The organism is Azospirillum largimobile (assembly GCF_977007025.2).
This window is the reverse complement of the sequence record NZ_CDRMUA020000001.1, coordinates 899,060-924,099: the sequence shown is the minus strand read 5'-3', so window position 1 is coordinate 924,099 and position 25,040 is coordinate 899,060. Positions and strand designations below refer to the sequence as shown.

The following is a 25,040-nucleotide window of genomic DNA, read 5'->3' as shown; positions in this document are numbered from 1 at the left end:
CTTCGCAAGAAGACTGAAACTTCTTCGTTTCATTCTCGAATCATGCACGTAACATCATCAAATGCGTTCTATATTGCATGACGGCGCGGTCATGCATCCGAACCGTCCAGGGAATATCGACCGGTTCTCCCAAAAGCTGCAGGCGTTCGACCGACTGCGGATGGGCGCCCGGCGTCAGGAGCCGCGCCAGCACGGCCTCGCAACGGCCGGCATCGTCCCCCCGCTGCGAATGGCCGCCCAGCCAGGCCTCGACCGGCGTCGCCTGCGTCGACCAGTCGAAGGGCGTCGCCAGCACCGCGCCGCCGCCGTCCGCCACCACGCCATCGATGGCGCGCAGCAGGGCCGGCGGCGAGGCGACGCAGTCCAGAACGTTCATCGCCGCAACCAGGGCGAAGCTGCGCGGGGCGAAGGGCGGGAACAGCGCGTCGCCGATCCAGAAATCCACCCGCTCCGTCCCGGCGAACCGCGCCTCGATCCGCTGCCGGTCATAGGCGATGCCGGAACGGCGCAGCGGGAAAACCGCTTCCCCCCGCTCCATCACCCGCCGCGCCAGCATCAGCAGCGGCCAGTGCAGGTCGAGGCCGAGCACCAGATCCTCCCCCCGCGCCGCCAGTTCGAAACTGGTCCGTCCGGCGCCGCAGCCGAGGTCAAGCGCCGGCCCCGCCGGCATCGGTCCAAGCCGGTCCAGCCCGGCGGCGAGGCAGCGGACAACCGACCCGGCCTGCCCGTCCGCCGTGGCGGGATCGAGGTCGCCGTAATGGTCCCAGCCATAGCTGGACAGGTGCTGGCGGGTGGCGTTGAAGGCGCTGTCGGGGCCGAACCCGTCGCCCAGCACCCCTTCCATCGCCGCCGGAATGTCGGTGCGGGTGGTCAGCAGATGCCCGTTCGCCGCCATCCAGCCGCGCAGGTCCGGCACCAGGATCGGAGCGCCGTCGACGATGGGATACTCCATCGCGCAAGCCTCGTCGCCGCAGACCAGCGTTCCCCAATGGACGGCAACGGCGTCCGCCGCCTCGACGATGCCGAGCGCCAGCGGCACCGCCACGCCGCGGGTGGCGAGGCAGCGCGGGCAGACCGGACGCAGACGCTCGAAATGGGAAAGGCGCATGCGGTCAGCCGCCGATGATGACGGTCGGACAGCCGGGCGGCATCACCTTGCCCACCGGGGCGGGGATCGGCGCGACGCAGCTGACGTGGGCGGTCATGTCGTTGATGCGCGCCGCCGGCAGGTTGTTGATCAGCACCGTCGTCGACCCTTGGGAGATCATGCCCGGCCCGGCCGGAATGCAGCCCGGCAGCACGCAGGGCGCGGAAATGTCGGTCAGCCGCGCGGCCGGCATCTTTCCGATCAGCACCGTCGGGCTGCCCAGCACGATCGCCAGCGGCAGGCCCGGATGCGGCGCCGGCGCCGGCACGGGGGCCGGCGGGTGGATCGGTGCGTGGCAGTGCGGCGTGTCCTGCTTGATCAGGTCGCCGAGGCGGGCGGCGGGCGGCATCTGGTGTCTCCAGCCGGTCAGAACAGGGAATCGCCCGACGCCACCGGGGCGCCGAGCAGCGAGGACGCGGGATCGCACCCGGGCGGCGGCAGAACAGGGCGGCCGGCACGGAACTCCGCCCGCGCAACCACCGTCTCCCCATCCTCGGCAAAGAAGAGGCAGGGCCCCTCCAGCACCCCGTCGGCGATGCCGACCCGCGCGACCACACGGCCGGCCGGATCCCGCTTCTCAATCAGAACGGGAGAAACAGCCCCAGGCCCCTCTACCGGCGCGGCAGCGATCCCCGAGGTTGCAGCTGGAATGGCGTCAGGAGTCATTGCAAATGGGGTCCCGGGAAGGGTTCATTCCGACGTCAGGCGAACAGCATTCATCCGCAATTGCGTTTCGTCAAGCTCATAGGGGTAGCCCGGGCGCTGATTTGTTACGCAACTGCAATATTCTATTCGGCTGCCTTCGAAATGACGAATAGCCTTGTCGAACCGTCGGAAGTAACGCTATCAATTTCCCGGCACGAACGCTTACCCCCAAATCGGCGGGCTCCGCTACCTGCGGCTCTGACCTTCTTCATATGAATGTGGAAAGGGTGCTTTCCTTCATGCCGACACCGCAGATTTTCGACATCGAAGAGCTTTTGCAGCCGATCGAGGGCGATTCCGAATGTGGAATCGACCTGCGCGAGAATGCCTCGGCCGACTACTACACCGTCAAGGATGCCCGCAGCGCCGCCCGCGCCGCCGAACGCTCCATGGATGTGGAGGACGACGCCGGCGGCCTTCTGCCGGAATGGCGCACCATCCTGGAGGTCAGCCCGCGCATCCTGCGCACCCAGGCGAAGGACCTCGAGGTCACCGCGTGGTTCATCGAGGCGCTGCTGCGGGCGGAGGGTTACGCCGGCCTGCGCGACGGCTTCGCGCTGGCCCGCGGTCTGGTGGAGCGGTTCTGGGACAATCTGTACCCGGCCCCGGACGAGGACGGCATCGCCACCCGCGTCGGCCCGCTGACCGGCCTGAACGGCGAATCGGCCGACGGCACGCTGATCCAGCCGGTCCGCAAGGTGCCGCTGACCCTGGGCGACATTCCCTATTCGCTCTGGCAGTACGAGCAGGCCATCGAACTGGCGAAGATCACCGACGAGGCGCGCCGACAGGCGCGCATCGACAACGGCGCCGTCACCTGGGAACAGTTCGAGCAGAGCGTCCGCGAGACGCCGGCCTCCGAATTCAAGACCCTGCTGGAGGACATCCAGGGCGCCATCGACGAGTTCGAGGCGCTGGGCAAGGTCCTCTACGACAAGGCCGGCTACGACGCGCCGCCGGCCGGCAACATCCGCAACGTCCTGACGGCGGCGCTCGACGCGGTGAACTACGCCGCACGCGACCGTCTGGCGACGCTGGGCGGCGACGAGCCCGCCGCGGCGGAGGCCGCCTCCACGTCCACCGAACTGGTCGCGACCGGCGGCGCGATCGTGGCGGCCGGCGCCAAGGCACAGGCGAGCGGGGCTGTGACAACGCGCGAGGAGGCCTTCAAGGTCCTCTTGCAGGTCGCCGATTTCTTCCGCAAGACGGAACCCCATTCCCCCATCTCCTACACGTTGGAGGAGGTGGTCCGCCGCGGCCGCATGTCGTTGCAGGAACTCCTGATGGAGCTCATCACCGACGAGGAAACACGGCGGCAGTTCTTCATCGCGTCCGGCGCCAAGGCGCCGCCGCCGGCAGAGCAATCAGGGTATTGACGATCACCGCCTATCCTACGGCGTGAGCAGGGAGGTCCGATAACATGGCGAGTATCCACCAGAAGCTGGATCGCGTGCGCAAGCCCCGCGTCCACATCACCTACGACGTCGAGACCGAGGGTGCGACCGTCGTCAAGGAGCTGCCCTTCGTCGTGGGCGTGCTCGGCGACTTCTCGGGCGATCCGACGGAGCCGCTGAAGCCCCTGAAGGACCGCAAGTTCATCCAGATCGACCGCGACAACTTCAACGACGTCATGGCCCGCATGACGCCCGGCCTGAAGATGAAGGTCGACAACACGCTGGCCGACGACGGCACCCAGCTGTCGGTCGATCTCGCCTTCAAGTCGATGGAGGATTTCGAGCCGGGCCGCGTCGTGCAGCAGGTCGAGCCGCTGCGCAAGCTGCTGGAGACCCGCAACCAGCTGCGCGACCTGCTGAGCAAGGCCGACCGCTCGGAAGAGCTGGAAGGCCTGCTGGAGCGCGTGCTGCAGAACACCGACGAACTGGCCGCGCTGAGCGGCGAGCTCGGCACCGAGAAGAAGGAGGGTTGATCCGATGAGCGACGCTCAGACCCAGGGCGCGGCCGCCGCCGGCGCCGTTGCCGAAGGCACCGGCCTCTCGATTCTCGACCAGGCCATCGCCGCCACCAAGCAGACCGAGCCGGACCGTGCGCAGGAGCTGCTGCGCACCCTGACCCAGGAAGCGCTGGCCGGCACGGTCACCTTCAACAAGAACCTGGGCCAGACGATCAACAAGGCGATCGCCGCGATCGACGCCAAGATCAGCAAGCAGCTCAACGCCATCATGCACCACGAGAAGTTCCAGAAGCTGGAAGGCTCGTGGCGCGGCCTGAACTATCTGGTCATGAACTCGGAGACGGGCTCCACGCTCAAGATCCGCGTCATGAACTGCCCGAAGAAGGACCTGTACAAGGACATCTCGAAGGCGGTCGAGTTCGACCAGAGCAACCTGTTCAAGAAGATCTACGAGAACGAGTTCGGCATCGCCGGCGGCGAACCCTACGGCGCCCTGATCGGCGACTACGAGTTCACCAACCACCCCGACGACATGGAGCTGCTGACCGGTGTCTCCAACGTCGCGGCGGCCGCCTTCGCGCCCTTCATCTCGGCCGCCAGCCCGAAGCTGTTCGGCTTCGAGGACATGACCGAGCTGTCGAAGCCGCGCGACCTCGAGAAGATCTTCGACAGCGTCGAGTACACCAAGTGGCGCAGCTTCCGTGAGAGCGACGACAGCCGCTTCGTCACGCTGACCATGCCGCGCGTGCTCGCCCGCATGCCCTACGGCGCCAACACCAAGCCGATCGAGGAGTTCGAGTACGAGGAGGCTCCGTACGAAGGCGGTATCGCCCGGCCGATGGCCCACAACGATTACTGCTGGATGAACGCCTCCTACGCGATGGGCCAGCGCCTGACCAACGCCTTCTCGCAGTATGGCTGGTGCACGGCCATCCGCGGCGCCGAAGGCGGCGGCAAGGTGGAGAACCTGCCCTTCCACACCTTCACCTCGGACGACGGCGACAGCGACGCCAAGTGCCCGACCGAGATCGGCATCACCGACCGCCGCGAGGCCGAGCTGTCGAAGCTGGGCTTCCTGCCGCTCTGCCACTACAAGAACCAGGACTACGCCGTCTTCTTCGGCGCCCAGACCACGCAGAAGCCCAAGAAGTACGACCGGCCGGAGGCGACCGCGAACGCCGCGATCTCCGCCCGCCTGCCCTACATCATGGCGACCTCGCGTTTCGCCCATTACCTGAAGATCATGGCGCGCGACAAGATCGGCTCCTTTATGGAGGCGAGCGACTGCGAGGCGTGGCTGAACCGCTGGATCCTGAACTACGTCAACGGCAACGAAGCCGCGGGCCAAGAGATGAAGGCGAAGTACCCGCTGGCCGAGGCCAAGGTGCAGGTGAAGGAGATCCCAGGCAAGCCCGGCTCCTACAACGCCGTCGCCTGGATGCGCCCGTGGCTGCAGATGGAGGAACTGACCACCTCCATGCGCATGGTCGCCCGCATCCCGCAGGCCGGCTGATAACCGCATGACCGGGCACGCGGCCGAAATTCATGCCGACGACGCGGAGGCGACGGTCCTTGAACGGCCATTGCGTCTGCGGGCGGTCGACATGGCGCTCGGCCGCGACGATGCCGGCCCGCTCGACGCCTTCCTGGCGGCCAATGGCCCCGGGGAGGCGTTGCGGCTGTGGTTCGGCATCACGCTTCCCGTTCATGACAGCCTGGACAAGCTGCGCGCCGCGCTCGACCGCGACATCGCGGCGATCGACGCGCTGCTGTCCGAACAGGTCAACGCCATCCTGCACCACAAGCGCTTCCAGTCGCTGGAAGGCTCGTGGCGCGGGGTGCGCACGCTGGTGAAGCAGGCGCAGAACGCCGAGACGGTGGTGCTGCGCCTGCTCAACCTGACCTGGCCCGAACTGTGCCGCGACCAGGAGCGCGCCATCGAGTTCGACCAGAGCCAGCTGTTCAACAAGGTCTACAGCGACGAATTCGGCATGCCCGGCGGCCGCCCCTTCGGCGTGCTGCTGTGCGACTATGCGGTCCAGCATCGCCCGACCAAGGATCGGCCGACCGACGACGTGTCCGGTCTCAAGGGGCTGGCCCAGGTCGCCGCCGCCGCCTTCGCGCCGGCAATCGTCGGCGCGGCGCCCGAGCTGTTCGGCCTGGAGACCTTCCACGAGCTCGGCCTGCCGCTAGACCTCAAGTCGGTGCTGCGGCAGACGGAATACCAGCGCTGGCAGCGCTTCCAGGAAACGGAGGATTCGCGGTTCGTCGGCGTGGCCCTGCCGCGCGTGCTGATGCGCGAGCCTTATGGCGACGATCCGCAGGCCCGCCACGGCTTCCGCTTCCGCGAGGAATCAGTGGGCGGCGAGGGCGGCATGCGGCTGGAGGATCATTGCTGGGGCAATGCCGTCTATGCCTTCGGCACCGTGCTGATCCGTTCCTACCTGCAGCATGGCTGGTTCGCCGACATCCGCGGCGCCCAGCGCGACGTGGTTGGCGGCGGGCTGGTGACCGAGCTGGTGGTGCCGGACTTCGCCACCGACAGCATCAAGGTCGCGCAGAAATTCTCGGTCGAAGTGTCGATCTCCGACCAGTTGGAGCGCGATCTCGACGATCTCGGCTTCATTCCGGTCAGCCGCTGCAAGGACACGCCCTATCTGGTCTTCTACGGCAACCAGTCGGTCCAGCGGGTCGGCCAGTTCACCACCACCACGGCGACGGCCAACGCCCGGCTGTCGGCGATGCTGCGCTACATGTTCTGCATCGCGCGCTTCGCCCATTTCCTGAAGGTGATGGTGCGCGACCGCGTCGGCTCCTTCGTCACGCCGGAGGAATGCGAACGCGACCTGCAGAGCTGGCTGCACGGCTATTGCCTGGGCAACGACGACGCCAGCCTCGACCAGAAGGCCCGCTATCCCTTGCGCGAGGGCAGCATCCAGGTCCGCGCCATTCCGGGCAAGCCCGGCAACTACCAATGCGTCATCCACCTTCGGCCGCACTTCCAGCTGGATCAGGTCTTCTCGACCTTCAAGCTGGTGACCGAGCTGGCCCAAACCGGCGGCGCGGCCTGACCCGACCGTCAACCGAAGTCAGGCGCTCCATCCAGGGAGAGATACAGACCATGAGCGAAACCGCAGCCCAACTGTTCCAGGCGGGCCGCCTCGACGAGGCGATCACCACGCTGAACGGCGAGATCAAGAAGAACCCGACCGATCTCGACCGCCGCGTCTTCCTGGCCGAGCTGCTGAGCTTCGCCGGCAATCTGGAGCGCGCCGACCTGCAGCTCGACACCATCGGCACGCAGGAGCCGCAGGTGGCCGTCACCATGGCGCTGTTCCGCCAGCTGGTGCGGGCCGAACAGGCGCGGCGCCAGCTGTTCGCCGACGGCCGCGTGCCGGAATTCATCGACCAGCCGGCCGACCATCTGCGCCTGCATCTGGAGGCGCTTGTCGCGCTGCGCTCCGGCGACACCGCCGACGCGGTGGCGAAGCTGGCCCAGGCCGAGGAGATCCGCCCGCCGGTGTCCGGCAGCCATGACGGCACGCCCTTCGACGATTTCCGCGACCTGGACGACCTGTCCGGCGGTTTCTTCGAGGTCTACACCAGCACCGGCAAGTATTTCTGGATCGCCACCGAGACGGTGGAGCAGGTCGAGTTCCGGGCGCCCCAGCGTCCGCGCGACCTGCTGTGGCGCCCGGCCCACATGGTGGTGCGCGGCGGCCCGGACGGCGAGGTCTATCTGCCCACGCTCTACGGCGGCACGCCGGCCGAGGCGGACGCCGCGGTGAAGCTGGGCCGGGTGACGGACTGGTCGGAAGACGCGCCGGTGCGCGGCCAGGGCCAGCGCTGCTTCCTCGTCGGCGAGGAGAGCGTGCCGATGCTGCAGCTGGGGACGCTGGAGTTCTCGGGGGCGGTGTGAGGAAGCGCAGTCCAGATGCCCCCACCTAACCTCCCCCGCTGGGCGGGGGAGGGACTGCCGCCCCTCTCCCGCATCAGCACCTGTCCCCTCCCCCGCCCAGCGGGGGAGGGTTAGGGTGGGGGCAAGCGTCCAAGCACCTCCGAAAGCCACTCCATGGATCGCAACCAGTCCATCACCCTGTCCGTCCTGGACCGCCTGCTCGACGACACGCCGGAGCACGTGGCGCCGCGGCCGCACACCGTGGCGGACCTGCGGGCGGCGATCCGGCGCGACCTGGAGAACCTGCTGAACACCCGGCGGCGGGTGCTGGGCTGGCCGGACGACCTGACGGAACTGGCGGATTCGATCCTCGGCTATGGCTGCCACGACCTGCTGGTCGAGAATGTCGCCACCGAATCCCGGCGGCGCGAGGTGGTGGCGCAGATCGAGGCGGCGATCCGCCGGTGGGAGCCGCGCTTCGCCCATCTGGCGGTGTCCATGGTCGACAACAGCGACCCGGCCGACCGTACGCTGCGCTTCCGGATCGAGGCGCTGATCCATGCCGACCCCGCGCCCGAGCCGATGGTCTTCGATTCGGTGGTCGATCCCACCTCCAACATGGTCACCGTGACGAGCAAGGCCCGTGGCTGACGAACTCCTCCCATACTACAACCGCGAGCTGACCTATCTGCGCCGCATGGCGGCGGAGTTCTCGGAGGCGCATCCGAAGATCGCCGGCCGACTGCGGCTCAGCGCCGATGCGGTGGAGGACCCGCACGTCGCCCGCCTGCTGGAGGGCGTCGCCTTCCTCAACGCCCGCATCAGCCGCAAGCTGGACGACGAGTATCCGGAACTGGTGGACACGCTGCTCGACGTGCTCTACCCGCATTATCTGGCGCCGATCCCGTCGATGGCGGTGGTGCAGATGAAGAGCAGCGCGGACCTCACCGGCTCGCACACCGTGCCGAAGGGGACGGAGCTGGAGACGGAGGCGCTGCGCGGGGAAACCTGCCGCTTCCGCACCGTCTATCCCGCCACCCTGTGGCCGATCGAGCTGGACCAGGCGGTGCTCGCCGGGCGGCCGCTGGTGGCGCCGCCCAACCCGCGGGCGGGCGACGCGGTGGCCTCGCTGCGCCTCACCCTGCGCTGCCGCGTGCCGGAGATGACCTTCACGGAACTGGCGCCGGACACCCTGCGCTTTTTCCTGCGCGGCCAGCCGCAGCAGGTCTATGCCCTGCACGAACTGATCTTCAACAACGCCGTCTCGGTGGCGCTGGCCGACGACCCACAGGATCCGAACGCGGTGATCCTCGGTACCGACGCCATCCGCCCGGTGGGATTCCGCGACGAGGAGGGCATGCTGCCCTACCCCGCCCGCTCCCATGGCGGCTACCGGCTGCTGACCGAATATTTCGCCTTCCCGGAGAAGTTCCTGTTCTTCGACCTGCATGTGTCGCCGAAGGTGCTGCGCCGCGCCGGCAACACGCTGGAGATCTTCATCTACCTGAACAACACCGACGGCGACCTGGAGCGCGCGGTGTCGAAGGACAACTTCGCGCTGGGCTGCACCCCGGTGGTCAACCTGTTCCGCCAGCGGGCGGAGCCGGTGGCCCTGACCCAGACCCAGCACGAGCACCGCGTGGTTCCCGATGCCCGCCGACCCGGCGCGCTGGAGGTCTATTCGGTCGACAGCGTGCTGGCCACCGATCCCGACGGCAAGCAGCGGCGCTTCCTGCCCTTCTACGGCCTGCGCCACGGCGGCGTCGAAGCGGTCAGCCGCACCTACTACACCGCCAGCCGCCGCCCGGCGGGTGGACGCGATCCCGGCACCGAGGTGCATCTGGCGCTGGTCGATCTCGACTTCGACCCGTCGAGCCCGGCGGAGTCCGTGCTGTCGGTGGAGACGACCTGCCTCAACCGCGATCTGCCGGGACAGCTGCCCTATGGCGGCGGTCACCCGCACCTGAAGCTGACGGAGGGGATGGCGGCGGTCGCCGGCCTGTCCTGCCTGACGCCGCCGACGCCGACCCTGCGCATCGCCGAACGCAAGGGCCATCGCTGGCGCCTCGTCTCACACCTGCTGCTGAACCACCTGTCGATCTCCGGCGGGGCGGAGGGGACGGAGGCGCTGCGCGAGATCCTGCGGCTCTACGACTTCCGCGATTCGGCCGAGACCCGCGGCATCGCCGACGGCATCGTCAAGGTGACGACCAAGCGCGGCACCGCGCGGGCGCCGTCCCGGCCGGGCGATGTCGCCTGGGGCGACGCCATGTGCCGCGGCATCGACGTCGGCATCGAATTCGACCCGCAACGCTTCAGCGGCAGCGGCATGTTCCTGCTGGCGATGATCCTCGACCATTTCCTGGGGCTGTACTGCTCGATCAATTCCTTCACGCGGCTGACCGCTACGGTCAAGGGCCGCACCGGAGTGCTCCGCACATGGCCCGCCCGCGCCGGCAACCGCCCGCTTCTGTAATCGACCGGCTGTTCCGCGCGCCCCACCGCTTCGACTTCTTCCAGGCGGTGCGGGTGCTGGAATGGCAGGCCCGGCGCGATGCGCGTGATCCGCGCAACACGCGCCGCCATGCCGTGGGCCACGACCATGACCCGCGAGAGGAGGTGGTGCGCCTGCGCGCCGAGACCTCGCTGACCTTCCCCGGCAACCAGGTGGCCGGGGCCGAGCCGGGCCAGGATGGTCGGCCGCCGACGGTGGTGGGCGCCTTCCTGGGGCTGGTCGGGCCGCTGGGCGTTCTGCCGCAGCATTATACCGAGTTGATGATCCGGTCTTTGCGCGAGCGGAACCGGGCGCTGCGCGACTTCTTCGACGTCTTCCACCACCGCAGCTTCTCGCTGTTCTACCGCGCCTGGGCCAAATACCGGCTGCCGGTGTCCTTCGAGCGCAGCCAGGGCCAGCGCGAACCCGATCCGGTCAGCACCACGTTGTCCAGCTTCGTCGGCATCGGCCAGCCCTCGCTCGCCAAGCGGCTGGTGGTGGAGGACGAGACGCTTCTGCACTATTCCGGCCTGATGTCGCGGGGCACGCGCTCGGCCAACGATCTGCAGGAGATGCTGTCCGATTTCCTCGGCCGACCGGTGACGGTGGAGAGCTTCGTCGGCGGCTGGCTGCCGATCGCGCCGGACGGGCAGACGCGCCTGCCCAGCCTGTCGGACCCCGAGGGCCAGCATTGCAGGCTGGGGATCGACGCGCTGGCCGGCGACCGCGCCTGGGATGTCCAAGGCAAGTTCCGCCTGCGCATCGGCCCGCTGAACCACGACCAGTTCCGCGACTTCATGCCGGAAGGCCGCGAGTTCCGGAAGCTGCAGGATCTGGTCCGCATGTATGTCGGGCCGGAGCTGGACTTCGAGCTTCAGGTGAGCCTGCAGGCGGCCGAGGTGCCCGCCGCCCGGCTGGCCGCCGGCGACGACGATTCCAACGCCTCGCGTCTGGGCTGGAACGGCTGGGTGCTGCACGCGCCAAGCCCGGTCGAGCGCAAGGACGCGGTTTTTCCGATGCAGGATTTGTGAGTGGTTGCCCGCGTGCCCCCACCCTCCCGCTTCGCGGGTCCCTCCCTCCCCCGCTTCGCAAGGGAGGGACAATTTGCCCCCTCCCCTGTGTCGGACGGACCTACGGTCCGCCGAGAGCGTGGGAGGGTTGGGGTGGGGGCCGACGGCTTGAGCTGAAACGAGGACCCAATGAGCGACTGGAGCGCCGGCTATGTGTCGGACATCGAATATCTGCCGGGCTTCTACCGCGAACAGGGCCCCGCGCATCTGACGCTGAGCTGCCTGATCAACGGCATCGCCCCGCCCTCCACTGCGAACGGCTTCGACTATTGCGAGCTCGGCTGCGGTCACGGCACGACGGTGGCGCTGTTCGCGGCGGCCAACCCGCAGGGGCGGTTCCATGCGGTGGACTTCCACCCCGCCCACATCGCCCGCGCCCGCGATGCCGCCGAGGCGGCCGGCCTGACCAACATCAGCTTCCATGAGGCGAGCTTCGCCGAAATGGCCGATGGCGAAGGGCCGGAGCTGCCGGAGTTCGACTTCGTCACGCTGCATGGCGTCTACAGCTGGGTCAGCCCGATGAACCGCGGCGCCATCGCGCGTTTCCTGGCGAAGAAGCTGAAGCCCGGCGGGCTGGTCTATGTCAGCTACAACGCCATGCCCGGCTGGGCGCCGATGATGCCGCTGCAGCGTCTGCTGTACGAGTATTCGGGGCTGGTCCACCAGCGCAGCGACGTTCAGGTGAAGGCCGGCCTGGACTTCGCCGAGCAGCTCTACAAGGCCGGCGCCAAGATCCTCGGCGACGAGGCGATGTTCGGCAAGCTGCGCGGCGAGACCAAAGCCAAGAACAGCACGGAGCAGTCGGTCTATCTCGCGCATGAGTATCTGAACGGCAGCTGGCAGCCGCTCTACCATGTCGATGTCGCCCGCGAACTGGGCGAGGCCAAGCTGACCTATGCCGGCTCCGCCACCCTTTTCGAGAACTATCCGGACCTGTCGCTGACGCCCGACCAGCGCACGGCGCTGGACAGCATCGGCGTGCCCAGCCTGCGCGAGACCTTCAAGGACTACTGCGTCGGCCGCCCCTTCCGCCGCGACGTGTTCGTCCGCGGCGCCCGGCGGATCAGCGTGGCCAAGCGCGACGCGATGCTGATGGACATGGCGATGGCGATGATCATCCCGCGCGCCGATGCCCGCACCACCATCCAGGTGCCGCTGGGCGAGGCGACGCTGGAGGCCAAGCATTACGAGCCGATCTTCGACGCGCTGGCCGAGGGACCCCGCCGCATCGGCGACCTGATGGAGTTGCCGGAAATCCGGCGGGCCGGCGGCAACCTGTCGGCGGTGGAGATCGCCGGCATGCTGACCGGCTCCAGCCAAGCCATTCCTGTTCCGAACCCGCCGGAAACGGTGACGCCGCTACCCGGCGTGCTGGCCCACAACCGCGCCGCCGCCAACGAACTCGCCACCAGCGAGGGCCGCAAGAGCACCGCGCTGGCCGCATCGATCGGAGGCGCCGGCCTGCATGTCAGCACGATGGAGGCGCTGCTCTATGACGGCCTCAGCGAAGGCGTGCCGGAGACGCTGGACGCGCTGGTCGCCCACGCCATGCGCCGTCTGGACGCACCGGAGAACGCCGACGATGCCAGCCGCAAGGCCATCGCCGACAGCATGGGCTGGTGCATGGCCAACAGCCTGCCGGTCTGGCGCAAGCTGGGCATGATCGGATGAGGCGTCCCGCACACGCCGGGCGTCAGCCCGGCGGCATCGCTCCGGCATGGGCGCCCTGCATGGGGCGGCGCTCCGCCTGATGCTGCCAGCCGATCGCCTCCTCTTCCCAGCCCTCGCCGTCCACGTCGTCAGGAACGGCGGGAGCCGCGTCCGCGCGCATGGCGGCGAGCGCGGCCAGCGCATCGCGGTCGCCGGCAGCCGCCGCGGCCTGCATCCACAGGGCGGCTTCGGCGGCGTCGCGCCCAGTGCCGACACCCTCGTGCAGGCACAGGGCAAGGCGGTATTGGGCGGCGGGATGGCCCTGCCCGGCGGCGGCGCGCAGCCAATGGACGGCCTCCGCCTCGTCCCGGTCCACCCCGCGGCCATCGAGCAGAAGCAGGGCGAGGTTGACCTGGGCGGCAGCCGACTGCTGCAGGGCGGCCAGCCGGTACCACAGCGCCGCCTTCGCCGGGTTGCACGGCACGCCGGCACCATGTTCGTGCATGTAGCCGAGGTTGTTCTGCGCCCCGACATCGCCCTTCGCGGCGGCACGGCGGTACCAGGACACCGCCCGGCCCGGATCGGGCGGCACGCCGATGCCGTTGGCGAGCAGGAAGGCCAGCATGGTCTGGGCCGCGACATGGCCCTGGCGGGCCGCACGCCGATACCAGGGAATCGCGGCGGCGACATCGCCCGACCGCAGCGATTCGGCGAGTTGGTACTGCGCCTCGCTGTTGCCCAGTTCGGCTTTCATCCGGGTCCAGAGCGTGGGCATGGCAAGCTTGGACATGGCGCTGGCACCTTCGGCAATTGTCCCCCGAGCTCTCGTCCCACCAACAGCGCGCGAACAGGTTTTATTCCATTCTCTGCACAGTTGCGGAACAGCCCCTGCGCCCGAGTCTGTCCCCCCGGCGCGCAGCGTTCAACCTCCCCAGCCGGCGGTCGAGGAATTGTCACGCGGGCGCCTTTGGTTAAGGATGACCATCCATTCGTGCCCTGCTATACCCGTTCGTATAAGGGGAAAGGTGTGGTGATGCTGAGGATTGCCGGCTGGATGCGGATCCGGAAGACGATTTGGTCCGCTGCCGTCCTGGCCGCAGTGCCGGCGCTTGCCGCCTGCTCCTCCGCTCCGCCGCCGCCCCCGCCGCCGACCACGATCCAATTGACGGTCGTGGGGGCCAAGGCGCTGAATCCCGATCCCAACGGCCGGCCATCTCCGGTGATGCTGCGGCTCTACCAGCTCGGCCCCAGCGACGCTTTCGCCAACGCCGATTTCTTCCAGGTCATCGACCAGGACAAGGCGACGCTCGGCCCCACCCTGCTCGACCGGCAGGAACTGGCGGTGCCGCCCGACAGCCGGCAGACCGTGACCGTCCAGCCCAAGCCGGACGTGAAGACGCTGGCCGTCGCCGCCGCCTTCCGCGCCTACGAGGAAGCAGGATGGCGCGCCATGCAGCCGATCGAGCCGAACAAGGCCAACAGCTTCGTCCTGACCGCCACGGCCAGCACCATCACGCTCGTCCCCGGCGACGGCGCAAATGCCGGCACCGACGCCCCGGCTGACGCCAAGGCGGAGGATGCCAAGCCGGAAGCCGGAAAGCCGGAGGCCGAAAAGCCGGCCGGCGATAAGCCCAGCACCGAGAAGCCAAACGCCGAAAAACCGGACGCCACGCCGAAGCCCGCCGCCGACCAGCCGCCCGCGGCAACGCACAACCTGATCCTGAAGGGGGCGTCATGAGCGTCCGGCCGCCGCCCGACAAGAACCCGTTCGAGGAGCCGGACGACATCGACGCCACGGTGATGCAGCCGATGGCCTTCCAGCGCCCGGCCGCACCCGGCGCCGCGCCCGCCTCTCCGCCGCCTTTCTCCGGCGGGTCGGCCGGGCTGGTGCCGCCGGCCTTCGGCCAGAGCGCGCAGCCCTTCGCCGCCCCGTCCGCCTTCGCACCCGCCGCCTTCACCGCGCCGAAGCCGGCTGCCCCGCAGGCTCCGGCCTTCCAGACGCAGGCCCCGGCGCCCGCGATGTCGGCCCCGCTCTCGCCCGGCTTCCGACCGCTCGACGATGCCGCCCTGACGGCGCTGACGGCGGTCAGCGACAACCCGCTGGTCACCGCCGCGGCCCCCATCCTGGCGATGGTGGTGCGGGTGCGCGACCTGACACAGCACCGCGACGTGGAATCCTTGCGCGAACGCGTCATCGCCGAGATGCAGCGCTTCGAGGCAGCCACCGTACGCGCCGGCCTGGCTGCCCCCCAGATCCGCAATGCCGGCTACGCGCTGTGCGCGACGGTGGACGACGTGGTGCTGGCGACCACCTGGGGCAATCAAAGCCTATGGGCGCACAAGAGCCTCGTCTCCACCATCCAGAAGGAGACCTGGGGCGGCGAGCGCTTCTTCGACCTGCTCGACCAGATGGCCGAAGTGCCGGACCGCCACCTGATGGAGTTGGAACTGTTCTACCTCTGCCTTTCGCTGGGCTTCGAGGGCAAGTTCCGTGTCTCCCAGCGCGGCTACAGCGAGTTGGCGAAGCTGCGCGACCGGCTCTACCGCGTCATCCGCAAACAGCGTGGCGAGGCGGAGCGCGACCTGTCGCCCCATTGGCGCGGACAGGCCGACGGCTTCCGCCCGCTGGCGGCGACGGTGCCGCTGTGGTTGCCGGTCGTGCTGATCGCGGCGCTGTTGGCCGCGCTCTACGCCTGGTTCGTCTTCGCACTGTCCGACCAGTCCGACGCCGCCTATCGCCGGCTGGCCACGGTGATCCCGGACCAGCCGGTGCAGATCGCCCGCATCGCGCCGCCGGTCACGCTTCCCACCCCGCCGCCCCGCCAGACCGTGGCCGAGCGCGTCGCCCTGGCGCTTGCCGCCGACATCAAGGCGGGGCTGGTCGAGGTCAGCGGCGGCACCGACGGCCGGGTGCTGGTCCGCACCCGCCTGAACGTCTTCGCGTCGGGCAGCGACCGCATCGAGCCGCGCTATGTCGAGGTGTTCAGGCATGTCGCCGAGGCGCTGCGCAAGGAGCCGGGCCGCATCTCCGTGATCGGCAACACCGACAACGTCGCCATCCGGTCGCTGCGCTATCCCTCCAACCAGGAATTGTCGGAGGCGCGCGCCTTCCGGGTGCAACAGCTGATGACGGAAATCCTGGGCGCCGATGCCGGAAAAGAGAATGGAAGCCGCTTGAGCGCCGAAGGGCGCGGCGACACCGACCCGATCGCCCCGAACACGACGGCGGAGGGCCGGCAGGCCAACCGGCGCGTCGACATCCTTCTGGCGCCCTGACCGATGCTGAAATCGATCCTGTCCGCCCTGACCTCCCGCTGGTTCCTGACGCTGGTCGCGGCGCTGTGCCTGGGCGCCATCGTCTGGTTCCTGGGACCGCTCGTCGCCGTGTCGGGCGCCTTCCCGCTGGAGGACGCCACCATTCGGCTGGCCGTGGTCTTCGGCATCCTGCTGGCCTGGGCGCTGGCGATGCAATGGTCGCTCTACCGCCACCGCAGCGCCAACGACCGCATGGTGCAGGCTCTCGCCAAGGCGACGCCGGCCGCAAAGGGCGATCCGGATTCGGACGCCGTCGGCCAGGAGACCGACCTGCTGCGCGGCCGCCTGCGCGAGGCGCTGGACCAGCTGCGCAAGGCGCGCTTCGGCGGTACCTGGGGGCAGCGCTACCTCTACCAGCTTCCCTGGTATCTGCTGATCGGCGCACCGGGGGCCGGCAAGACGACGGCGCTGGCGAACTCGGGCCTGCGCTTCCCGCTCGCCGCCGAGATGGGACGGTCGGCGCTGCGTGATGTCGGCGGCACCCGCAACTGCGATTGGTGGTTCACCGACGAGGCGGTGCTGATCGACACCGCCGGCCGCTACATCACCCAGGACAGCCAGCCGGCCATCGACGGCAAGGTCTGGAAGAACTTCATCGCCCTGCTGAAGCGCCACCGCCCGCGCCAGCCGGTCAACGGCATCCTGCTGGCCGTTAGCCTCGCCGACCTCGCGGTCTGGAGCGAGCCGGAGCGCAAGGGCCACGCCGAACAGCTGAAGCTGCGGCTGAAGGAGCTGCGCGGACAGATCGGGTCGCGGGTCCCGGTCTATGTGCTGCTGACCAAGGCCGACCTGATCGCCGGTTTCGCCGAGTTCTTCGACGATCTCAGCCGCGAGGAGCGCGAGCAGGTCTGGGGCGTCACCTTCCCGCTGGACGACGGCAAGACCGGCGACGACGCACCAGTCTACCGGTTCGGTGCGGAGTTCGAAGCAATGACCGGGCGCATCGCCCGCCGCGTGCTCGACCGCGTCCATGGCGAATCCGATATCCAGCGCCGCTCGCTCGACACCCTGTTCCCGGCGCAGATCGCGGCGCTCAAGCCGGCCATTGCCGACCTGCTGATGGTCATCTTCGAGCCCAACCGCTACGAGGAGCGCGCGCTGCTGCGCGGCGTCTACCTGACCAGCGGCACCCAGGACGGCGCGCCGGTCGACCGTTTGTCGGAAATGGTGGCGGGCTCCTTCGGGCTCGACCGTCCGGTCCTGCCGGCGGCCAGCGGCGGGCGCAGCTTCTTCCTGACCCGCACCCTGCGCGAGGTGGTCTTCGCCGAGGCCGGGCTGGTCGGCACCAATTCCGGGCTGGAGCGGCGGCGGCGCCTGCTGCGCGGCGGGGCGATGATCGCCATGCTGCTGGCCGGGCTGGGGGTCGCCGCCTTCTGGGCCAACAGCTTCACCGGCAATGCCGCGCTGGTCGCCGGGGTCGATGCCGCCGCCGCCAAGGCACAGGCCGAGCTGGCGCCGCTCGCCACCGCGCCGCGGTCGCTGACCAAGGTCGACGACACCGATTTCATCACCATCGTGCCGCCGCTGAACACGCTGCGCGCCATCCCCGCCGGCTGGACCGATCCGGCGCCGCTGGAGATGACCGGCGGCCTCTATCAGGGCGGCCGGCTCGGCCGACAGAGCGAGACCGTCTACGATCGCGCGCTGCGGACAATCCTGCTGCCGCGCGTCTTCCTGCGGGTGGAGGAGCAGCTGCGCCGCGAGCGCGGCCGGCCCGAATACCTGTTCCAGGCGCTGAAGGTCTATCTGATGCTGGCCGGCAAGGGGCCGCTGGACAAGGGGCTGGTGTCGGAATGGATGGCGCTGGACTGGATGGCATCGCTGCCCGGCCCGGCCTATGACGGCGTGCGGCGCGACCTGCGCATCCATCTCGACGCCATGCTGGCCGCCCCTCTCTCATCCATGGAGCCGGACGAGGCGCTGGTGGAGGAGGCGCGCCAGAGCCTGACGCGCTATCCGCTGGCCGAACGCGGTTTCGCCATCCTGCGCGATCGGCCGGAGATCCAGGCGCTGGCCGACTGGCGGCTGGTCGATCATGCCGGACCGCTGGCCGGCCGCGTGCTGATCCGTCCGTCGGGCAAGCCTCTGTCGGAGGGGGTGCCCGGCCTCTACAGCTATGACGGCTTCCACAAGGCGGTGCTTCCGGCGCTGCCCAAGGTCGCCAAGGCGCTGGTGGACGAGAACTGGGTGCTGGGCCAGCCGAGCAGCGGCCCGCAGGCGGTCGCCAGCGCGCAACGGCTGGAACAGGGCATCCTCGCCGTCTATCTCGACCGCTACGCCCGCCAGTGGGACGAGTTGCTGGGCGACGTGGTGGTCGTGCCGCTGCGCAGCCTGAACCAGGCCGCCGACGTGCTGAACACGCTGTCCGGTCTGCAATCGCCGCTGAAGCTGTGGCTGACCGCCATGGTACGCGAGACCATGCTCGCCCCCGGCCCGAATGACAAGCCCGCGGATGGCAAGGGTCCGGTTGCCGGCGGCCCGCTGGCCGGGGTGGCGCAGCAGGCGCAGGCCGCCGAAAAGGCGGTGGACTCCACCGGCACCAACGCCGCCTATCTGGCGCGGCTGGCCGGCGTCTCGCTGCAGCCGGCAGGTCCGCCGCCGGGTCAGCCGATCAACGACCACTTCAAGGCTGTGCGCGACCTCGTGCAGGGCGAAGGCGGGGCTCCGCCCAAGCTGGACGAATCGCTGAAGCTGCTGGGCGAGCTGTACCAGCAGATCGCCCGCGCGGCTAACGCGCCCGACCAGAACGGCGCGCTGCTGGCCGGGCTTGCCGGCGGCGGCGACAAGGGAGCGGTGGCGGCGCAGCTGCGCAATCTCGCCCGCGACCTGCCCGACCCCATCGGCGGCATGGTCGCCACCGTGGCGCAGAGTGCCGCGACCGTCAGCGCCGGGGGCGCGCGGACGCAGATCAACAAGGCGTGGCAATCCACTGTCCTGCCCTTCTGCCGGGCGGCGCTGGACAACCGCTTCCCCATGGTGCCGAACAGCCAGGTGGATGTGACGGCGGCCGATTTCGCCAAGCTGTTCGCGCCGGGCGGCATGATCGACCAGTTCTTCAACACCAACCTGCGCCCCTTCGTCGACATGACGGTCAGCCCCTGGGCTTGGCAGAAGGTGGATCAGGTCGATCTCGGCATTCCGCCTGCCGTGCTGGACCAGTTCGAACGCGCCGCGAAGATCCGCGACAGCCTGTTCCCCGCCGGTGCCGCCACCGCCAAGGTGGTGTTCGAGATCACGCCGGTGGAGCTGGACGCCAAGGCGACCCAGGTGGCGCTGGACGTCGACGGCCAGACGCTGATCTACCAGCACGGCCCGCCCCGCCCGCAGGTGATGAAGTGGCCGGGGGCGGAGGGCACCAGCAGCGTGCGCCTCGGCTTCGGCCCGCCGCTGCCGGGTGAGCCTGCCGGCATCTCGCGCCAGGGTCCCTGGGCACTGTTCCATTTCCTCGCCGACGGCAAGCTGGAGTCCACGCCGCAGCCCGACCGCTTCACCTTCGCGGTGACGGTGGGCACCCGCAAGGCGGTGTTCGCCCTGCGGGCCGACAGCGTGAACAACCCCTTCGGCAAGAACCTGCTGGAGAGTTTCCGATGCCCGACGGCTCTGTAGGCGGCGCGCTTCCTGGTCCCATCGGCCCCTACCGGGTCGAAGGGGTGCTGGGCCAGGGTGCCATGAGCGTGGTCTACCGCGCGACCGATGGGCGGACCGGGCAGCCGGTGGCGCTGAAGCTGCTGCGCGGCGAACTTCTGGCCGCGGCGGAGCGCAACGCCGTGCTCGCCCGCTTCGGGCGCGAGGCGGAGATCGGGCTGAAGCTCGACCACCGCAACATCGTGCGGGTGCACGACTACGGCGTGCTGGATGCCGCCCATGGCGGCGCGCCCTACCTCGCGATGGAGCTGATCCAGGGCAAGGAGCTGAAGCACTATCTGGAGGCCGACACCCCGCTGTCGACCCAGCAGGGCGGCGCGCTGATGGCGGCGGTGCTGGACGCGCTGGCCTTCGCGCACGCCCGCAACATCATCCACCGCGACATCAAGCCGGCCAACATCGTGGTGGAAGACGACCTGACGCCGAAGCTGGCGGATTTCGGCATCGCGCAAATCTCTTCCTCCGACCTGACCCAGGCCGGCGACCTGCTGGGCACCCCCGCCTACATGGCGCCGGAGGTTCTGCGCGGCGAGAAGGCCGACGCACGCAGCGACCTGTTCTCCGCCGGAGTGGTGCTCTATTACCTGCTGGCCCAGCGGCGGCCTTTCTCCGGCTCCGTCGCCACGGTGATGCAGCAGATCCTGTTCGTCGAGCCGCCGCCGCCCTCCCACGGCAATCCGGAGCTGCCGCCGCCCTTCGACACGGTGATCCTCAAGGCACTGGCGAAGGCGCCGGCCGACCGCTATGGCAGCGCCGCGGAGTTCGCCGAGGCGCTCCGCCACGCGCTGGCCGTCGCCGGCACCATGCGGGCGGCGCCCCCGGCCGCCGAACTGACCCTGTTCAACGCCGACATCCCGGCGGCCATCGCCCCGGCGCGTGACCGGGACGCCATCGCCGCGGCGCTGGAAACCGCCCTGCGCGCCATCCCCGGCCAGCCGATCGACGCCCGCAAGCTGACCGAGCTGCTCGACCTGCTGGCGGAGTGGCAGGCGGGGGCCGGCGGCGATGCCCAGCGCTGGCAGTCGGTGCTGCTCGGCTCCGGGATCGAGCCGCTGACCGAACTGATCGTCTCGGCCACCCCTGCCCCACGCGCCGCCCCGGCAAGCCAGCGGCGCGACTGGATGCCGCTGGTCCGGCTGTTCGCAGCGATGAACCGCGCGCTGGCCGGAACGCCGGCCGCCGACCGCGCCCGGATGTCGGCGGCGCGCATCGCCTTCGACCTGTCCGGCCGCTTCTTCCTCTATTCCGGCGAATTGAACCGGGTTCTGATGGACGGCGACAACCCGGACATCCAGATGCTGTCGCTCGACTTCCTGCGGTTGGAAATTCTGCAGCACGCTTTGGAGGAGTTGGGCGCCGAGGCCGAACTGGCGCAGAGCCGCAGCGCCATGCTGATGTTCGCCGTTCAGGTCATCCGCAAGGTGACGCAGATCCTGCGCGCCTGCACCGACGGCAATGACGGGCTGGCCCGCTTCGGCGTCGCCATCATCCTCGCCAACATCGAGGAACTGATCGTCATGGCCCAGCGCCTGTTCGAGACGGGTGGTCAGGCCACCGGCGGCCTGCCCCAGGATGCGGTGGCGGAGTTCATCGCCGCGGCCGGCCGCTTCGCCACCCTGTCGGTGGAGGAACTGCGCGGGGAAGTCACGACCGGCGCCGGAACGCCCGAGAGCTTCGGCGCCCGGCTGCGCGGCGTCGGCCAGCTTTATCTGTTCGCCACCCGCCTGACCGCACCGGACTGCGCGCCGCTGATGCACAGCCTGTCGACCATGCTCTACGGCCTCGTCGCCGGGCTGACCGCCGACCTCGGCAATGCGCCGGTCGGCGACACTGGCGCCCGCACCCGGCTGGTGGCGCTGGCCGAGATGGCGAGCGGGCTGGGCTGGAGCGAGGTCGAGCGGATCGCCGTGACGGCGCTGCGCCGCTGGGCGGTCGCCGGAGCGGCGGCCTGACACGCTCCCCGCGATGCGGGAAACACGGACCAACGGTCAAAGGGAGATCGGCGCATGGATGAGCGGATTGACGGTGCCGTGGCGAACCGCCTGGACATGCTCCTGCGCAACGACCTGTCCGAACTGGGACGCTTGGCCGAAGCGGTGGACGAGTTCATCGAACGCAACCAGCTGCCGCCCGATCTTGCCTTCAAGTTCAATCTCTGCTTCGACGAGCTGATCACCAACACCGTCTCCTACGGCTACGACGATGCCGGCCCGCACGAGATCCGGGTGCGGATGGAGGCGGACACCGCGGAACTGCGGGCGGAGGTGGAGGACGATGCCGCCGCCTTCGATCCCTTCGCCGACGCCCCGCCGCCCGACCTCACCAGCGACGTCGATGACCGCCGCGTCGGCGGCCTTGGCGTGTTCCTGGTCAAGAAGACGATGGACCGCGCCAGCTACCGGCGCGAGGGCGACCGCAATCTGGTCCAGCTCGTCAAAAGCTTCGGCTGACCACTTCGGCTGACCACTTCGGCTGACCGCAACCTTTGGCGGCGGGTAACGCTCCGACAATCCCCTGAAGAGGTAGGGGATATGGCCTTCGGACTATCGGGAGCACAGCGGCTCCGCTCCGCCACGCCGGCAAAGTCCCCAACAGTCGCAAGGTCAAATCGATTACCCCGCGAACTTTATGCACCTCTTGCCGGTCGTCTGCCGCTTGTCTTCCATGACAATCCGGCAAAGCAGAGCGTTCCGCTTTGCAACAAACCGACACATGACAAGCTTGGCTTTTTACAGCATTATTATCGCCGACCATCGGTCCAGAGCGGGCTACCACTGTCCGACGGGGACCGGGACATGGAAGGCGAACGCTAACGTGTGGAGTCGACGCATCATGACCGGGACGCAGTGCCAAGAGGCACGCCTGCGCCTTGGCTGGTCGACACGGATGCTGGCGAACAAGGCCGGTGTGCCGTGGTACGCCGTCATGAATCTCGATTACGGAACGGGCGAGGTCGATCCGACCATCGTCGATGCCCTCGCCCGCGCCTTCAAGCAGGCGGGCCTGGAACTGCGCTGAGCATTCCTCAGGCGTCCATGCCTTTCACTTCTTCTTCCCGGCCTTGCCCTTCTCCGCCGGACGGTCGATGTGCTTCGCCGACTCGGTGTCGATGGTGATTGGCTTGCCGGTGTCCGATACGGCCTTCGCCGCTTCGAGCGGGTCGGCGATGTCGCGGTCCGGCTCGTTGGACAGGGCGTGGCCCTCGTTCGCTGTCTTGTCTGCCATGGGACGGCTCCCTCCATAGGTCTCCCCACCACAACAGCCCGGCGCCCCCTTTCGTCCCCGAATCGGCTCCCTACTCCCCGATCCCCTTCTGCGCCAGGACCAGGAAAACCTTCTCCTCCAACTGGTCGGGCGTGAAGGGCTTGGCGATATAGCCGCTGACCTGATGGGCCAGCGCCTTCTTCACCGCCTCCAGCGTGGCGAGAGCGGTGACCATCAGGAATGGCAGGTCGCTGCGCGTTTCGCGCACATGCTTCAGCAGGTCCAGCCCGTTCAGCCGCGGCATCATCCAGTCGCAGACGATCAGGTCGTAGGCCGCCCCGTCCGCCTGAAAGCGCTGCAACGCGTCATGGCCGTCGACCGCGGTGTCGACCTGCCCGATGCCCAGTTCACGAAGGACCGAGGTTACGAAGGCACGCGGTCCGTCCTCGTCATCCACCACCAGCACCCGCTGGGCGGCGAGGTCGATGAAGGGCACGCCGACCATCGCCAGCGACTGGCGCAACCAGCCGGCCCGCGCCGCCCGCTCCTTCGGGCCCGGCGCGTTCAGCAGCACATGGCGGACGAAGCGCGGCCGGTGGCAGTGGCGGTAGAGGACGCGGGCAACCGCCAGCCGGCTCTTGCCGTTGCAGAAGGCCCCCTCCCCCGCCAGACGGACGATGTCCAGCACGGCGTCGGCCGGCGGGTCGTCCTTCGCCTGGATCAGCGGCGCCAGCACGCGCTGGGTGCGCAGGAAGGCGTTCTGGATGTCGTCCATCTGGCCGGCCAGATACTCGCGCTCCTCCTCCGGGAAGGCGCTGGACTGCACCATGCGCTGGACCTCCGCCAGCCCCTTCAGCTTCTCGTTGCGGTCCTTCCAGCAATCCAGCAGCCGGCCGGCGAAGTCGCGGCTGTCGAAGAAGCTCTTCAGGTAATCGGTGACCGCCTTGGCCGCGGTGGGCGACAGCGGCATCTTCTGCAGTACGAACAGGATGCGCAGCTTCTGCATGAAGTTGCGGCCGCGCGTGATCTCCGGGACCGTGTCCTCGTTGACCAGCAGGGCGGTGCGCCGTTGCAGCGCCGCTTCGGTCCGGGCGCCGCCTGCGTAGTTGCCCTCGCGGTCGCGCAGGCGGGCGGACAGGTCGCTCAGCGCCAGGATTTCGCGCTGCACAGCCTCGATGCCGAACATGTCGCCGGCGCTGGCGATGGTGAAGCAGGCGGGCCTGGCCATCTCGCGGCGGAAGGCGGCGGTCAGCGCCTCGCGCAGGACCGGCATCGGCACCCGCCGCATCAGCGCGTCCAGCCGGCGGAAGACCGGCGGTGCGTCGTCCGGCATCGGCCGGTCGGCGGCGATCAGCGTCACGATCAGGTCGATCAACGTGACGAAGGGCGCGTCTCGCGCGCAGGACGCGGTGCCGGCATCGCTCAGAACGATTTCGCCCAACAATCGCTCCAGCGGGACCAGCGCGTCGGGATGCTCGGTGGTCGCAGCCAGTTCCAGCAGCGATTCCGCCTTTTCGGCAAAGTTGCGGCCGGTGGCGATGTGCTGCGTGATGGCGGCGTCGAGCAGGAAGCGGCCGAGGAAGCCGCCGTTGGACAAAAGCTCCGCCGCCGTGCCGGGATAGGCATCGGGCAGGAAATCGGGTGGCGGGTTTTCCTTCAGCCTTTCCCGCGTCAACCGGGCGATCTCGTTGACCAGCGGGGTCAATGCGCCCTTCTGACCGCCGGGCCTCTCCATCGCCCGTTCCGCCTGGGTCAGGATGGCGACGAAGGTGGCGGTGTTGGACAGCGAGACCTGATGGCGCGGATGGTGCAGCAGTTCCGTCGCCGTCAGCGCATTTTCGTCGAGGAAGCGGCGGCAGAAGCGGCCGACGCTGTCCCGGCCGGCCGCCGCGTAGAAATCCGCAGGCTCCCGGCAGACGTCGGGAGCGGACCCGTCGGCCTCGTCCGGCACGGAGGGAGTGGCCGGGTCGGCGCGGTCGTCGTGGCGGGAGGGCTCCATC

At 69.0% G+C, this 25,040-nt stretch carries 21 protein-coding genes; 15 read left to right on the top strand and 6 right to left on the bottom strand.

Annotation, left to right across the window (positions count from 1 at the left end; all coding sequences use genetic code 11):
* Positions 1-40 precede the first annotated feature (40 nt).
* From ACWPKK_RS04300 to ACWPKK_RS04290, 3 genes are read right to left on the bottom strand one after another with little or no spacing between them, the layout of a single operon-like run.
* On the bottom strand, positions 41-1,108 hold the full coding sequence (locus ACWPKK_RS04300; RefSeq protein WP_452001282.1) for a methyltransferase domain-containing protein: 1,068 nt from the start codon (positions 1,106-1,108) through the stop codon (positions 41-43).
* A 4-nt stretch (positions 1,109-1,112) separates the two neighbouring features.
* Positions 1,113-1,496: a PAAR domain-containing protein gene (locus ACWPKK_RS04295; RefSeq protein ID WP_324871799.1), complete on the bottom strand. Its 384-nt coding sequence runs from the start codon at positions 1,494-1,496 to the stop codon at positions 1,113-1,115.
* Positions 1,497-1,513: 17 nt separating this feature from the next.
* Entirely contained in the window at positions 1,514-1,702 is a 189-nt protein-coding gene (locus tag ACWPKK_RS04290; RefSeq protein WP_452001279.1) for a hypothetical protein, read from the bottom strand.
* Between the two features lie 389 nt (positions 1,703-2,091).
* Between ACWPKK_RS04290 and tssA the strand changes: the two genes are divergently transcribed.
* From tssA to ACWPKK_RS04245, 9 genes are all read left to right on the top strand, one after another.
* On the top strand, positions 2,092-3,228 hold the full coding sequence (gene tssA, locus ACWPKK_RS04285; RefSeq protein WP_324871797.1) for a type VI secretion system protein TssA: 1,137 nt from the start codon (positions 2,092-2,094) through the stop codon (positions 3,226-3,228).
* A gap of 44 nt (positions 3,229-3,272) precedes the next feature.
* Positions 3,273-3,779, top strand: coding sequence for a type VI secretion system contractile sheath small subunit (tssB, locus tag ACWPKK_RS04280; RefSeq protein ID WP_111065970.1), 507 nt, complete (start codon positions 3,273-3,275; stop codon positions 3,777-3,779).
* A 4-nt stretch (positions 3,780-3,783) separates the two neighbouring features.
* On the top strand, positions 3,784-5,277 hold the full coding sequence (gene tssC / locus ACWPKK_RS04275; protein WP_324871796.1) for a type VI secretion system contractile sheath large subunit: 1,494 nt from the start codon (positions 3,784-3,786) through the stop codon (positions 5,275-5,277).
* A gap of 7 nt (positions 5,278-5,284) precedes the next feature.
* Complete coding sequence (gene tssC, locus ACWPKK_RS04270; protein ID WP_452001276.1) at positions 5,285-6,835, top strand: type VI secretion system contractile sheath large subunit; 1,551 nt, start codon at positions 5,285-5,287, stop codon at positions 6,833-6,835.
* A gap of 50 nt (positions 6,836-6,885) precedes the next feature.
* On the top strand, positions 6,886-7,683 hold the full coding sequence (locus ACWPKK_RS04265) for a type VI secretion system accessory protein TagJ (protein ID WP_452001274.1): 798 nt from the start codon (positions 6,886-6,888) through the stop codon (positions 7,681-7,683).
* Between the two features lie 153 nt (positions 7,684-7,836).
* Positions 7,837-8,313, top strand: coding sequence for a type VI secretion system baseplate subunit TssE (gene tssE, locus ACWPKK_RS04260; RefSeq protein WP_452001273.1), 477 nt, complete (start codon positions 7,837-7,839; stop codon positions 8,311-8,313).
* The gene (gene tssF / locus ACWPKK_RS04255; RefSeq protein WP_452001271.1) at positions 8,306-10,138 is read left to right on the top strand and encodes a type VI secretion system baseplate subunit TssF; all 1,833 of its coding nucleotides are present in this window, start codon (positions 8,306-8,308) and stop codon (positions 10,136-10,138) included. The genes tssE and tssF overlap by 8 nt, the downstream gene beginning before the upstream one ends.
* Positions 10,102-11,187 carry a type VI secretion system baseplate subunit TssG gene (gene tssG, locus ACWPKK_RS04250; protein WP_452001269.1) on the top strand — a complete coding sequence of 362 codons (1,086 nt, stop codon included), beginning with the start codon at positions 10,102-10,104 and terminating at the stop codon, positions 11,185-11,187. Before tssF ends, tssG begins: the two co-directional genes overlap by 37 nt.
* Positions 11,188-11,355: 168 nt before the next feature.
* Entirely contained in the window at positions 11,356-12,897 is a 1,542-nt protein-coding gene (locus ACWPKK_RS04245; RefSeq protein ID WP_452001267.1) for a class I SAM-dependent methyltransferase, read from the top strand.
* 22 nt (positions 12,898-12,919) lie between these two features.
* Here the strand turns inward: ACWPKK_RS04245 and ACWPKK_RS04240 are convergent, their stop codons facing one another.
* On the bottom strand, positions 12,920-13,666 hold the full coding sequence (locus ACWPKK_RS04240) for a tetratricopeptide repeat protein (protein ID WP_452001266.1): 747 nt from the start codon (positions 13,664-13,666) through the stop codon (positions 12,920-12,922).
* Between the two features lie 243 nt (positions 13,667-13,909).
* Between ACWPKK_RS04240 and tssJ the strand changes: the two genes are divergently transcribed.
* From tssJ to ACWPKK_RS04210, 6 genes are all read left to right on the top strand, one after another.
* Positions 13,910-14,614 carry a type VI secretion system lipoprotein TssJ gene (gene tssJ, locus ACWPKK_RS04235; RefSeq protein ID WP_452001264.1) on the top strand — a complete coding sequence of 235 codons (705 nt, stop codon included), beginning with the start codon at positions 13,910-13,912 and terminating at the stop codon, positions 14,612-14,614.
* Positions 14,611-16,152, top strand: coding sequence for a type IVB secretion system protein IcmH/DotU (icmH, locus tag ACWPKK_RS04230; RefSeq protein WP_452001263.1), 1,542 nt, complete (start codon positions 14,611-14,613; stop codon positions 16,150-16,152). Before tssJ ends, icmH begins: the two co-directional genes overlap by 4 nt.
* 3 nt (positions 16,153-16,155) lie before the next feature.
* Positions 16,156-19,797 (top strand): type VI secretion system membrane subunit TssM, encoded by a 3,642-nt coding sequence (gene tssM / locus ACWPKK_RS04225; RefSeq protein WP_452001261.1) that lies wholly within the window; start codon positions 16,156-16,158, stop codon positions 19,795-19,797.
* Complete coding sequence (locus ACWPKK_RS04220; protein ID WP_452001259.1) at positions 19,779-21,788, top strand: protein kinase domain-containing protein; 2,010 nt, start codon at positions 19,779-19,781, stop codon at positions 21,786-21,788. The genes tssM and ACWPKK_RS04220 overlap by 19 nt, the downstream gene beginning before the upstream one ends.
* Positions 21,789-21,842: 54 nt before the next feature.
* Positions 21,843-22,286, top strand: a complete 444-nt coding sequence (locus tag ACWPKK_RS04215; protein WP_324871783.1) for an ATP-binding protein — start codon at positions 21,843-21,845, stop codon at positions 22,284-22,286.
* Between the two features lie 382 nt (positions 22,287-22,668).
* A complete protein-coding gene (locus ACWPKK_RS04210; protein ID WP_452001257.1) occupies positions 22,669-22,854 on the top strand; it encodes a hypothetical protein in 186 nt (61 codons plus the stop codon).
* A 24-nt stretch (positions 22,855-22,878) separates the two neighbouring features.
* On the opposite strand, the gene ACWPKK_RS04205 is transcribed toward ACWPKK_RS04210, so the two are convergent.
* The gene (locus tag ACWPKK_RS04205) at positions 22,879-23,061 is read right to left on the bottom strand and encodes a hypothetical protein (RefSeq protein ID WP_310114205.1); all 183 of its coding nucleotides are present in this window, start codon (positions 23,059-23,061) and stop codon (positions 22,879-22,881) included.
* A gap of 70 nt (positions 23,062-23,131) precedes the next feature.
* Positions 23,132-25,039 carry a response regulator gene (locus tag ACWPKK_RS04200; RefSeq protein ID WP_452001256.1) on the bottom strand — a complete coding sequence of 636 codons (1,908 nt, stop codon included), beginning with the start codon at positions 25,037-25,039 and terminating at the stop codon, positions 23,132-23,134.
* Position 25,040: the final 1 nt, after the last annotated feature.

Coding starts and splice junctions, on each gene's coding strand:
- ACWPKK_RS04300 (WP_452001282.1), bottom strand. CDS start 1,108: ATGCGCCTTTCCCATTTCGAGCGTCTGCGTCCGGTCTGCCCGCGCTGC.
- ACWPKK_RS04295 (WP_324871799.1), bottom strand. CDS start 1,496: ATGCCGCCCGCCGCCCGCCTCGGCGACCTGATCAAGCAGGACACGCCG.
- tssA (WP_324871797.1), top strand. CDS start 2,092: ATGCCGACACCGCAGATTTTCGACATCGAAGAGCTTTTGCAGCCGATC.
- tssB (WP_111065970.1), top strand. CDS start 3,273: ATGGCGAGTATCCACCAGAAGCTGGATCGCGTGCGCAAGCCCCGCGTC.
- tssC (WP_324871796.1), top strand. CDS start 3,784: ATGAGCGACGCTCAGACCCAGGGCGCGGCCGCCGCCGGCGCCGTTGCC.
- tssC (WP_452001276.1), top strand. CDS start 5,285: ATGACCGGGCACGCGGCCGAAATTCATGCCGACGACGCGGAGGCGACG.
- ACWPKK_RS04265 (WP_452001274.1), top strand. CDS start 6,886: ATGAGCGAAACCGCAGCCCAACTGTTCCAGGCGGGCCGCCTCGACGAG.
- tssE (WP_452001273.1), top strand. CDS start 7,837: ATGGATCGCAACCAGTCCATCACCCTGTCCGTCCTGGACCGCCTGCTC.
- tssG (WP_452001269.1), top strand. CDS start 10,102: ATGGCCCGCCCGCGCCGGCAACCGCCCGCTTCTGTAATCGACCGGCTG.
- ACWPKK_RS04245 (WP_452001267.1), top strand. CDS start 11,356: ATGAGCGACTGGAGCGCCGGCTATGTGTCGGACATCGAATATCTGCCG.
- ACWPKK_RS04240 (WP_452001266.1), bottom strand. CDS start 13,666: ATGTCCAAGCTTGCCATGCCCACGCTCTGGACCCGGATGAAAGCCGAA.
- tssJ (WP_452001264.1), top strand. CDS start 13,910: ATGCTGAGGATTGCCGGCTGGATGCGGATCCGGAAGACGATTTGGTCC.
- icmH (WP_452001263.1), top strand. CDS start 14,611: ATGAGCGTCCGGCCGCCGCCCGACAAGAACCCGTTCGAGGAGCCGGAC.
- tssM (WP_452001261.1), top strand. CDS start 16,156: ATGCTGAAATCGATCCTGTCCGCCCTGACCTCCCGCTGGTTCCTGACG.
- ACWPKK_RS04220 (WP_452001259.1), top strand. CDS start 19,779: ATGCCCGACGGCTCTGTAGGCGGCGCGCTTCCTGGTCCCATCGGCCCC.
- ACWPKK_RS04215 (WP_324871783.1), top strand. CDS start 21,843: ATGGATGAGCGGATTGACGGTGCCGTGGCGAACCGCCTGGACATGCTC.
- ACWPKK_RS04210 (WP_452001257.1), top strand. CDS start 22,669: ATGACCGGGACGCAGTGCCAAGAGGCACGCCTGCGCCTTGGCTGGTCG.
- ACWPKK_RS04205 (WP_310114205.1), bottom strand. CDS start 23,061: ATGGCAGACAAGACAGCGAACGAGGGCCACGCCCTGTCCAACGAGCCG.
- ACWPKK_RS04200 (WP_452001256.1), bottom strand. CDS start 25,039: ATGGAGCCCTCCCGCCACGACGACCGCGCCGACCCGGCCACTCCCTCC.